The following is a 12,458-nucleotide window of genomic DNA, read 5'->3' as shown; positions in this document are numbered from 1 at the left end:
TGTTCACCAGTCGGGTGTCGCTGAGCACGCAGCCGTGGCTGACGGATCACGTGATCATGGGGCGCACGTTGGTGCCGGCCGCGGTGTTGATCGAGCTCGCGATGCGGGCCGCGGACGAGGTCGGGCTCGACCGGGTCGACGACCTGACGTTGGCCGCGCCGCTCGTGCTGCCTGAGCGCGGGGCTGTGCAGGTTCAGCTGAAGGTGGGACCGGCGAGCGGCGGCAGGAGGCAGTACGCGATCCATTCGCGGCTCGAAGACGCGCCGGATGTGCCGTGGACGCAGCATGCGACCGGTTTCCTCGCGAGCGGGACGACTGGCAGCGACTTCGAGACGTCGGTGTGGCCGCCGGCTGGCGCTGTGGCGATGGACTACGAGGAGTGCTACGAGCGGTTCGCGGCCGTTGGCTTCGCTTACGGTCATGCGTTCCAGAACCTCAGGGCCGCGTGGCGGGTCGGCGACGAGATCTACGCCGAGCTCGCGTTGCCCGAGGACGTTGACGGCACTGCGTACGGGCTGCATCCGGCGTTGCTCGACTCGGCGCTGCACGCGGCGTTGCTGGACGAGACGCTCGACGCCGGGCTGCCGTTCTCGTGGGAGGGCGTGTCGCTGCACGCCACCGGAGCTAGCGAACTGCGCGTCAAGCTGACCCGCGACGAGGGCGGTATGCGCAGGACGATCGCGCTGGCCGACGTCACGGGTGCGCCAGTCGCCACGGTCGAGGCTGTCGTCGTGCGGGCGGTCCACGTCGAACAGCTCGGTGAGGCGCGGCAGAGCGAGCTGTTCGGGCTCGAGTGGGTGCCGGTGACGCAGGAGGACGTCGCGGCGCCCGCGTCGGTCGCCGTCATCGGGCCGGACGTGCTTGATCTCGGGTATCCCGTGGTCGACACGATCGCCGCCGCCGACGCCGAGCTGGTGCTGGTGCCGGTCGCTGGTGACGTGGACGTGCTCGGCAGCACGCACAGCAACGCGGGTCGCGTGGTGGAGCTCGTGCAGGAGTGGGTTCGCAGCGGGAAGGGCGGCAGGCTCGCGTTCGTCACGCGTGGTGCGACCACGGGTGAGGACCTGGGGGCTGCGGCGGTCTGGGGGCTGGTGCGGTCGGCACAGTCGGAGCATCCCGGGCGGTTCGGGCTGATCGACCTGTGTGGCAACAACCTCTCCACTGCGATGGTCTCGGTGGCGTTTGGGGTCAACGAGCCGCAGCTGGTGGTTCGCGACGGTCAGGTGCTGGCCGCACGGCTGGCGCGGGTCACCGGGGACGCTGAAGTCCGGTGGGAGGGCAAGGTTCTCGTCACCGGCGGTACCGGCGGGCTGGGCGCGGTCATCGCCAAGCACCTCGTCGAGACGCACGGTGTTCGGGAGCTGCTGCTCCTCAGCCGTCGTGGTCAGGCGGACACGACCGAGCTGGAAGCGTTGGGAGCGCAGGTCACCGTTGCGGCGTGTGACGTGACGGACCGGGACGCGGTCGCGGAACTTCTTGCGCAGCACGAGATCCGGGGCGTCGTGCACGCGGCCGGTGTGCTGGACGACGGTGTGATCGAGTCGATGACGCCCGAGCGGGTGTCGGCTGTGTTGCGGCCCAAGGCTGATGCGGCGTGGCACCTGCACGAGCTGACGAGCGATCTGACGGCGTTTGTCGTGTTCTCATCGGCGGCTGGGGTGTTCGGCAACGCTGGGCAGGCGAACTACGCGGCGGGCAACGCGTTCCTGGACGCGCTTGCCGCGCACCGCAAGGCTCGCGGGCTGCCGGCGACGTCGATGGCGTGGGGCGTGTGGTCCGAGGTCAGCGGGATGACCGGTGAGCTGACCGAGGCTGAGGCGGCGCGCATGACGGCTGCCGGTATGCCGCCGATCACGATGCAGCAAGGGCTGGAGCTGTTCGACGCGGCCGTTGCGAGCGAGGCGGCGCTGACCGTTCCGGTGCGGCTCGACCTTGCTACGTTGCGGGCACGCGGGGCGGTGGCGCCGTTGCTGCAGGGTCTGATCCGGGTCAAGGCACGGCGGGTGGCTGCGGGTGCGTCGTCCGGACTTGTGCGGAGGCTCGGCTCGATGGACGTCGCGGACCGGCGTGTGGCGCTCGTGGACCTGGTGCGCACGCAGGTTTCTTCGGTGCTCGGCCATTCGTCGATCGACGCGGTGGACGCGACTCGGGCGTTCCAGGATCTCGGGTTCGACTCGCTTACCGCTGTGGAGCTGCGCAACCAGCTCACCGAGTCGACCGGGTTGCGGTTGCCGGCGACGCTGGTGTTCGACTACCCGACGGCGGTCGCGCTGGCGGACCATCTGCACTCCGAGCTGTTCGGGGCTGCGGAGGTTGACGCGCTGCCCGCGTTGGTGTCCACTTCGGACGATCCGATCGTCATCGTGGGTATGGCTTGCCGCTATCCCGGTGGTGTTTCGTCGCCGGAGGACCTGTGGCGGCTGGTGGTCGACGGGGTTGACGCGATCACGCCGTTCCCGGAGAACCGCGGCTGGGACCTCGACACGCTGTTCCACCCGGACCCGGACAACCTCGGCACTTCGTATGCCCGCGCCGGTGGCTTCCTGCACGACGCGGACCAGTTCGACCCGGCGTTCTTCGGGATGTCGCCGCGGGAGGCTTTGGGGACTGACGGCCAGCAGCGCATCCTGCTGGAGGCCACCTGGGAGGCGTTGGAGCGAGCGGGTATCGACCCGACGTCGCTGCGTGGTTCTCGGACGGGTGTCTTCGCCGGTGTCATGTACAACGACTACGCGCAGATCATCGAGGCCGACTCCGAGGGACACCAGGGTGCCGGCACGTCACCGTCTGTCGTCTCTGGGCGTGTTTCGTACACCTTCGGGTTCGAAGGGCCGTCGGTGTCGATCGACACCGCCTGCTCGTCGTCACTCGTTGCGATGCACCTGGCGGCGCAGTCGCTGCGGGCCGGTGAGTGCTCGCTGGCGCTGGCCGGTGGTGTGACGGTGATGTCGACGCCGGGGGCGTTCGTCGGGTTCTCGCGGCAGCGCGGTCTGTCGGAGGACGGGCGCTGCAAGGCGTTCTCCGACTCGGCTGATGGTGTGGGGTGGTCCGAGGGTGTTGGTCTGCTCGTGTTGGAACGTCAGTCGGATGCGGTTCGTCATGGGCACACGGTTTTGGCGGTCATGCGCGGTTCCGCTGTCAACCAGGACGGCGCTTCGAACGGTTTGACGGCCCCTAACGGGCCTTCGCAGCAGCGGGTGATTCGTCAGGCGTTGGCGTCTGCTGGGTTGACTACTGCTGATGTCGACGCGGTTGAGGCGCACGGGACTGGCACGACGCTGGGTGACCCGATCGAGGCGCAGGCGTTGCTTGCGACCTATGGGCAGGATCGGGATGTGCCGCTGCTGTTGGGTGGCATCAAGTCGAACATCGGGCACGCGCAGGCGGCTGCCGGTGTCGCCGGTGTGATCAAGATGGTGCACGCGATGAGGAACGGCGTTGTGCCGCCGACGTTGCACATCACCGCGCCGTCCACGCACGTCGACTGGAGCGAAGGTGCGGTCGAGCTCGTCACCGAGGTGACGCCGTGGCCTGAGGTGTCGCGGCCGCGGCGGGCGGGCGTGTCGTCGTTCGGATTCTCCGGCACGAACGCGCACGTGATCTTGGAAGCGCCCGCGGGGATCCCCCCAATTTCCAGCGTAGTCGTTGAAACGGCTGGTCAGACGGGCTCGGCGGAATCTGTGGACAACTCGGCGCCTGTGGACAACTCGGGTGTTGTCGATCTTTCCGGCGCCGGAATGTCGGTGCTGGATGGGACGATTGGAGTGGGGACCTCGGTCTCCCCCTGGGGGGCCCAGACGGGATCGATTCCGTTGGTGGTCTCGGCCAGGACGGCGGAGGCGTTGCCGGGGCAGGTTGAGCGGGTCAAGGGCGTTGAGGGGGCGGCTGAGGATGTCGCGTATTCGCTGCTGACGACGCGGGCGCAGTTTGAGCATCGGGCCGTGGTGCTCGGGGGCGAGGTGCTGGCGCAGGGGACCGCGCAGTCGCAGCGGTCGCTCGCGGTGCTGTTCTCCGGGCAGGGGTCGCAGCGGGTTGGCATGGGGCGTGAGTTGTATGAGGCGTTCCCCGTGTTCGCTGAGGCGTTGGATGCGGTGTTGATGTACCTGGATCCGGCGGTTCGGGACGTCATGTGGGGTGAGGACCAGGAGGCGTTGAACCAGACCGGGGTCGCGCAGCCTGCGTTGTTCGCGGTTGAGGTGGCGTTGTACCGGTTGCTCGAGTCGTGGGGTGTGCGGGCGGAGCAGGTTGCCGGGCATTCGATCGGGGAGATCGCGGCGGCGCATGTTGCGGGCGTGTTCAGCCTTGAGGACGCGTGCTTGCTGGTCACGGCACGGTCGGCGCTCATGCAGGCGTTGCCTGAGGGTGGGGCGATGGTTGCGGTCCAGGCCTCTGAGGAGGAGGTGTTGCCGCATCTCACTGAGCGGGTGTCGATCGCTGCGGTCAACGGGGCGCGGTCGGTCGTGATCGCCGGTGACGAGGACGAGGTGCTGGGTGTTGCGGAGAGGTGGAAGAGCAAGAGGCTGAAGGTCAGCCATGCGTTCCACTCGCCGTTGATGGAGCCGATGCTGGACGACTTCCGGGAAGCGTTGGCGGAGGTTGTGTTCAGGCAGCCGAGCGTTCCGGTGGTGGCCAGCGGGGATGTTACGACTGTTGAGTACTGGGTGAACCACGTTCGGGATGCGGTTCGGTTCAGCGAGAACGTGCAGAAGTTGCGGGATGGTGGCGCGACCACGTTCCTCGAGGTCGGACCGGACGGGGTGTTGTCCGCGCTGGTCGAGGACGCCATTCCGGTGCTGCGCAAGGACAAGGGCGAGCGCGTGGCGGTGTTGACCGCGCTGGCTCGGTTGCACGTCGACGGCGTGAAGGTCGACTGGAGCGGGTTCTGCGTTGGCGGCAAGAAGATCGACCTGCCGACTTACGCGTTCGACCACCAGCGGTACTGGCCGGCGGTGCGGCTCGGCGGGGACGACGCGTCCGGGATCGGCATGGTCGCGGTCGGGCACCCGTTGCTCATCGCGTCGGCCGAACTCGCTGACGGGGAAGGGGTTCTGTTCACCAGCCGGCTGGCGGTGCGCACGCATCCGTGGATTCGCAACCACACGATCAACGGGCGGGTGATGGTGCCGGGTGCGGCGCTCGTCGAGCTCGCCTTGCGGGCCGGGGACGAGGTCGGACTGGATCGGCTGGAGGAGCTGACGTTGTCGGCGCCGGTGGTGTTGCCCGAGCACGGTGGGCTGGCGCTGCAGATGAAGGTGTCCGCCGGGGACGAGCGCCGGACGTTCACGATTCACGCGCGGCCGGACGAGGTTGTTGACGCGCAGTGGATGCAGGTGGTCAGCGGTGTGCTCGCGAAGGGTGAGCCGACGGTTGAGTTCGACGCTTCGGCGTGGCCGCCGGCCGGCGAAGTGGTGGACGTTGAGGGTTGCTACGAGAGGTTCGCTGAGGCCGGGTTCGCTTACGACGGCATGTTCCGCGGGCTGCGGGCGGCTTGGCGGGCCGGTGACACGACGTATGCCGAGGTTGCGCTGCCGGACGACGTGAGCGTCAGGCAGTTCGGGCTGCACCCGGCGTTGCTGGACGCTGCGTTGCACGCCTCGTTGCTGGACGAGAGCGGAGCGGCTGGGCTGCCGTTCGCCTGGGAGAACGTGTCGCTGCACGCGACCGGTGCGACTGCGTTGCGGGTCAAGATGACGCGCGACGGCAGCGGGTTGCGGATCGCTTTGGCTGATCCGGCGGGGAATCCGGTGGCGTCAGTCGAGTCGCTGGTGATGCGGGCGGTCGCGGCGGAGCAACCTGCTGAGCTGGACGCGTTGTTCTCGGTGCAGTGGACGCCGGTCGCGGTGCCGCCGGCCGAGGCCGGCAAGACGGTCAGCGTGCTCGGGCCGGACGTGCTCGGGCTGTCGGTGGGCCGGGTTGAGGGTCTGCTTTCGTTGACCGACACGGATGTTGTGCTCGTGCCGGTCGCCGGGGAGCAGAACGCGGAGTCGGTCCGGGCGGTGACGCACCGGGCGTTGGAGCTGGTGCAGGAGTGGATCCGGGCGGACCGCGACGGGCGGCTCGTGTTCGTCACGCGTGGCGCGGTCGAGGGTGACGATCTGGCCGGTGCGGCGGTGTGGGGGCTGCTGCGGACCGCGCAGACCGAGCACCCCGAACGGTTCGGGCTGATCGATCTGGATGCCGAGGAGTCGTCCTTGGCGACGTTGCTCGGGGTGCTGGACCTCGACGAACCGCAGCTGGTGATCCGCGACGGCGAGGCTCGGGCGGCGCGGCTCGGCAGGGTTGCGGCCGGGGCCGAGGAAGTCGTGTGGGAGAGCCCGGTTCTGGTGACTGGCGGTACCGGTGGGCTGGGCAGGATCGTGGCGCGGCACCTGGTGGAGAACCACGGGGTCAGCGAGCTCGTGCTGGTCAGCCGCAGCGGTCAGGGTGACGTCAGCGAGCTGGAGGCGTTGGGAGCACGGGTTTCCGTCGTCGCCTGCGATGTGGCCGACCGGGCCGCGTTGTGGGAGTTGCTGAAGCAGCACAAGGTTCGGGGCGTGGTGCACGCGGCCGGTGTGCTGGATGACGGTGTGATCGAGTCGTTGACGCCGGAGCGGGTCGACGGTGTGTTGCGCGCCAAGGTTGACGCGGCGTTGAACCTGCACGATCTTGCGACTGAGGCCACGCAGTTCGTGGTGTTCTCGTCGGCGGCCGGTGTGTTCGGCAACGCCGGGCAGGGCAACTACGCCGCGGGTAACGCGTTCCTGGACGCGCTGGCCTCGCACCGTCAGCTCAACGGGCTGCCGGGTGTGTCGCTGGCGTGGGGTGCTTGGGACACCGGCATGTTGTCGGCCGAGGACGCGGAACGGATGCGGCGGTCCGGTATGCCTGTGATCGACGCCGCTTTGGGGCTGCGGTTGTTCGACGCGGCGGTGGCCGGACTGGAACCGGCGGTGGTGCCGGTGCGGCTCGATCTCGGGGTGTTGAAGCAGAACGGTGATGTGAAGCCGTTGCTGCGCGGGCTGATCCGGGTCAAGGCGCGGCGGAAGGTCGCTGGCTCGGAGACGGCGTCCGGGCTGGTGCAGCGTCTGTCCGGTTTGGACTCTGCGGGACGGCTGGACGCGGTGGTGGACCTGGTTCGCGGCGAGGTCGCGGCCGTGCTCGGCTTCGACACGATCGCGGCGGTCGATCCGGCGCGGGCGTTCCAGGAGCTCGGGTTCGACTCGTTGACCGCGGTCGAGCTGCGCAACCGGCTCACGGCGGTCACCGGGCTCAAGCTGCCGGCGACCGTGGTGTTCGACTACCCGTCGTCCCTGCAGCTGGCCGGGTACGTGCAGGACGAGTTGCTCGGCGCGGTTTCGCCGGTGGAGTCGTTGCCCGCTTTGGTGTCCACTTCGGATGATCCGATCGTCATCGTGGGCATGGCCTGCCGTTACCCCGGTGGTGTTTCTTCGCCGGAGGACTTGTGGGAGTTGGTGTCCGGCGGGATTGACGCGATCACGCCGTTCCCGACGAACCGCGGCTGGGACCTGGACACGTTGTTCCACCCGGACCCCGACCACCCCGGTACGTCGTACGTCCGGGCCGGCGGGTTCCTGCACGACGCCGACCTGTTCGACCCCGAGTTCTTCGGGATGTCGCCGCGGGAAGCCGTTGCGACGGACTCGCAGCAGCGGCTCATGCTGGAGACCGCGTGGGAGGCTTTGGAACGGGCTGGGATCGCGCCGGCTTCGTTGCGGGGCAGCTCCACCGGTGTGTTCGCCGGTGTCATGTACAACGACTACACGCAGCTCATCGGCGGTGCGGACAGCGAGGGCTTCGGGTCGACCGGTGCGTCGCCTTCGGTGATCTCCGGCCGGGTTTCTTACGCTTTGGGGCTTGAAGGGCCGTCGGTGTCGATCGACACCGCGTGTTCTTCTTCTCTTGTTGCTCTGCACTGGGCTATGCAGGCTCTTCGGGCCGGTGAGTGCTCACTGGCGTTGGCCGGTGGTGTGACCGTGATGTCGACGCCGGGCTCGTTTGTCGGGTTCTCGCGGCAGAGGGGTTTGTCGGAGGACGGACGGTGCAAGGCGTTCTCTGACTCGGCTGATGGTGTTGGCTGGTCTGAAGGTGTTGGTCTGCTCGTGTTGGAGCGTCAGTCCGATGCTGTTCGCCATGGACACACGGTTCTCGCGGTCGTGCGAGGGTCGGCGATCAACCAGGACGGTGCGTCCAACGGACTGACGGCGCCCAACGGGCCGTCGCAGCAGCGCGTGATTCGTCAGGCGTTGGCGTCTGCTGGGTTGACTGCTGCTGATGTCGACGCTGTGGAGGCGCACGGCACCGGTACTTCTTTGGGCGATCCCATTGAGGCTCAGGCGTTGATGGCGACTTACGGGCAGGATCGGGACGTGCCGCTGCTGTTGGGTGGCATCAAGTCGAACATCGGGCACACGCAGGCTGCTGCTGGTGTCGCGGGCATCATCAAGATGGTGCAGGCGATGCGGCACGGGGTGTTGCCGCGGACGCTGCACGCTGCGACGCCTTCCTCGCACGTCGACTGGAGTGAGGGTGCGGTCGAGCTGCTGCAGGAGAACACGGCTTGGCCGGCGGTGGCGCGGGCGCGGCGGGCTGCGGTGTCGTCGTTCGGGATCAGCGGGACGAACGCGCACGTGATCCTCGAGGCGCCGGAATTGTCAGACCTGCCTGAGATGATGGGGATGGGGGGTGGCTCCCCCCAGGGGGCCAGCCAAGCGGGATCGATTCCGTGGGTGGTGTCGGCGCGGTCCGAGGGGGCGCTGGACGGGCAGGTTGAGCGGATCTTGCAGGTCAGTGGGGACGCCAGGGATGTGGCGTACTCGTTGCTGGCGGGCCGGACGTTGTTCGAGCACCGGGCGGTGGTGCTGGACGGTCAGGTGGTTGCGCGGGGTTCTGTGCAGAGGCGGCCGGTGGCCTTCCTGTTCAGCGGGCAGGGGTCGCAGCGGGTTGGCATGGGGCGGGAGCTGTACGAGGCGTATCCGGTGTTTGCAGAGGCGCTTGACGACGTGCTGCAGTACCTCGACCCGGCGCTCAAGGAAGTCATGTGGGGTGAGGACCAGGAGGCGTTGAACCAGACCGGGATGGCGCAGCCTGCGCTGTTCGCGGTCGAGGTTGCGCTGTACCGCCTCACAGAGTCGTTCGGGGTGCGGCCGGACCACGTTGCCGGGCACTCGATTGGTGAGGTGGCGGCGGCGCACGTGGCTGGAGTGCTCAGCCTCGAGGACGCTTGCCAGCTGATCACGGCGCGGGCCGCGTTGATGCAGATGTTGCCGGCCGGAGGGGCGATGGTGTCGGTCATCGCCTCGGAGGAGGAGGTGACGCCGTACCTGACGGGCAACGTGTCGATCGCGGCTGTCAACGGCCCGCGGACCGTGGTGCTGGCAGGGGAGGAGGACGAGGTCCTCAAGATCGCCAAGCAGTGGAAGTACAAGCAGCTGAAGGTCAGCCACGCGTTCCACTCGCCGTTGATGGAGCCGATGCTGCCGGACTTCCGGGAGGCGATCGCGGAGATCACCTTCAGTGAGCCGCGGATCGCGTTCCAGGCGAGTGGGGATGTCACGAGCGTCGACTACTGGGTCAACCACGTCAGGGATGCGGTGCGGTTCCACGAGAACGTGACGGCACTCCAAAACTGCACCTTCATCGAGATCGGGCCCGATGCGGCGCTGACGCCGTTGGTGGACGGGGCGATTCCGACCAGCAGGCGAAAGAGCAACGAGGTCACGCAGTTCCTCACGGCGCTCGGGCAGGCGCATGCGGAGGGCGTCCAGGTCGATTGGTCACCGCTGACGGAGGGAGCCAAGAAGATCGACCTGCCCACCTACGCGTTCCGGCGGCAGTCGTACTGGCCGAAGGTCGTGGAGGGCGTGAGCGATGTGAAGTCGGCCGGGTTGAGCGGTGTCGGGCACCCGTTGCTGGGGGCCGCGGTGCAGCTCGCCGGGCAGGACGGGCACCTGTTCACCAGCCGGATCGCGCTCAGGACGCACGGGTGGCTGGCGGACCACGTGATCATGGGACGGGCGTTGGTGCCGGGGGCGGCGTTGGTGGAGGTCGCCCTCAAGGCCGCGGAGGAGCTCGGGCTCGACACGCTCGAGGAGCTGACGATCGCGGCGCCGCTCGTGCTGCCGGAGCAGGGCGGGGTGCAGCTGCAGGTCGCGATCAGCGCTGAGGAGAACGAGAAGCGGACGGTCACGATCTACAGCAGGCCCGAGGACACGGACCTGCCGTGGACGGAGAACGCCGGCGGCACGCTCAGCAGCAACCAAAACCAAGGAGAGCGGCTCGACGCCTGGCCGGTCGGAGAAGCGATCGAGCTCGGGAACGTCTACGACAAGTTCGCGGAGATCGGGTTCGCGTACGGGGAGACGTTCCAGGGGCTCCAGCGAGCGTGGCGGCACGAAGGTGCGGTGTACGCGGAAGTCGCGTTGCCGGAAGGGGTTGAGCCCGGCGCGTTCGGGATTCACCCGGCACTGCTCGACGCCGCGCTGCACACCGCGCTCCTCGCCGAGGGTGACCAAGGCGCCGGACTGCCGTTCAGCTGGGAAGGCGTGAAGATCCACGCCACCGGCGCATCCGCGGTCAGGGTGCGGATGAGCAGGGACGAGAGCGGGGCGATGCACATCGTCATCGCGGACCCGCAAGGGAATCCGGTCGCCGAGGTCGAGTCGCTGGTGGTCCGGGCGGTCAACGCGGGGCAGCTCAACGAGAACACCACGCGCGACGCCCTGTTCACACTCAACTGGACGCCGATCAACGCCACCGAGCCCATCGACGCCACGGTCGTGATCGCGGGCGAGGACCACTTCGGACTGGTCGACCACTTCGTCGCCGGACGCGTCTACGACAACATCGAGAACGCCGACGCCGAGGTCATCATCACCCAGGTCACCGCCTACTCGGGCGACGTCGTGGACTCCACGCACGCCGCCGTGTCGGACGCGCTGATCAACGTCCAGGAGTGGATCACCAGCCACCGGCAGGGACGTCTGTGGTTCGTCACGAAGAACGCCGTCACGGCAACGGAGAACGACGTCCCGGACCCGGTGTCGGCGGCGATCTGGGGCCTCGTCCGGGTTGCGCAGTCCGAGCACCCCGGCAGTTTCGGGTTGCTCGACATCGACGACCAGCGGTCCAGCCTGGCCGTGCTGAGGCAGGCCGTGAACGCCGACGAGCCCCAGATCGTGCTCAGGGACGGGGAAGTCCTCGGCGGCCGCCTCGCCAGGGCAGAACGCAGCGAAGAAACCGTCGAGTACGGCAAGGTGCTCATCACCGGTGGCACGGGCGGGCTCGGCCGGATCATCGCCCAGCACCTCGTCGACCACCACGGAGTCCAGGAACTGGTGCTGGTCAGCCGCAGCGGCCAGGCGGACGTGCCCGGTGCCCAGATCGTCGCCTGCGACGTGAGCGACCGGGACGCGGTCGCCGCGCTCCTTGCGGAACACCAACCGACGACGATCATCCACGCGGCCGGGGTGCTGGACGACGCCACCATCGAGTCGCTGACGCTCGACCGCGTCGACCCGGTGCTCCAGCCGAAGGTGGACGCCGCCTGGTACCTGCACGAGCTGGCACCGGCAGCGAACCTCGTCCTGTTCAGCAGCGTCGCCGGCACGTTCGGCAACGCGGGCCAGGCGAACTACGCGGCGGCCAACGCGTTCCTCGACGCACTGGCCGCGAACCGCAAGGCGCACAACCAGAAGGCGACGAGCATGGCGTGGGGTGCCTGGGACACCGGCATGCTCACCGCCCAGGACGCGGAACGCATGGCCCGCTCCGGCATGCCGGCGATCACCGCACAGCTCGGCACCACACTCTTCGACGAAGCAGTCCAAACCGAAGCAGCACAAACGATTCCGGTGAAGCTGGACTTCGCGGTCCTGCGCAACCACGAGGTAGCACCACTGCTGCGCGGCCTGGTTCGCACCAAGTCGAAGAAGGCCGTGGCAGGCCAGGAAACGGCCGGCTCACTGGTCAAGCGCCTCACCGGACTCACCGACCAGGGACGCACGGACGCGCTGCTCGACCTCGTCCGCGGTCAGGTCGCCGAGGTGCTCGGCCACGCGGAAGGCGAGGTCGTCGAGGAGGACCGGCAGTTCCAGGACCTCGGCTTCGACTCGCTCACCGCGGTCGAGCTGCGCAACCGGCTCGGCCAGGCGACCGGGCTGCGGCTGCCGGCCACGCTGGTGTTCGACTACCCGACGCCGGCGGACCTGGTGGCACACCTCAAGTCCGAGCTGCTGGCCGACGCGCCGCAAGCCGGGCTGCCGAGCGTGCTCGCCGACCTCGACGCGTTCGAGAAGGCACTCGCCCAGGCCACTGTGGACGAAGCGCTGCACCAGCAGATCGCGGGCCGGCTCGACGTCCTGCGCACCAAGTGGGCCAAGAACACCAGCACCGAGAGGGACTTCGAGTCCGCCTCTGACGACGAGATGTTCGCCATGCTCGACGAAGAGCTCGGTCTCTGA

1 protein-coding gene (cut by a window edge) is annotated in these 12,458 nt (G+C 68.4%); it reads left to right on the top strand.

All coding sequences use genetic code 11. The features are described 5' to 3' along the window. A protein-coding gene (locus DI276_RS21780) for a type I polyketide synthase (protein WP_112266210.1) crosses the window boundary here: on the top strand, positions 1-12,458 show its end. Its footprint begins 17,350 nt before the window's first position; only the last 12,458 of its 29,808 coding nucleotides appear in the window; the start codon falls outside the window, past its left edge; its stop codon occupies positions 12,456-12,458.

Origin of the sequence: Lentzea terrae, assembly GCF_003265345.1 — a bacterium.
Lineage (GTDB): Bacteria > Actinomycetota > Actinomycetes > Mycobacteriales > Pseudonocardiaceae > Lentzea > Lentzea terrae.
This window is presented reverse-complemented; position numbering and strand designations above follow the sequence as displayed.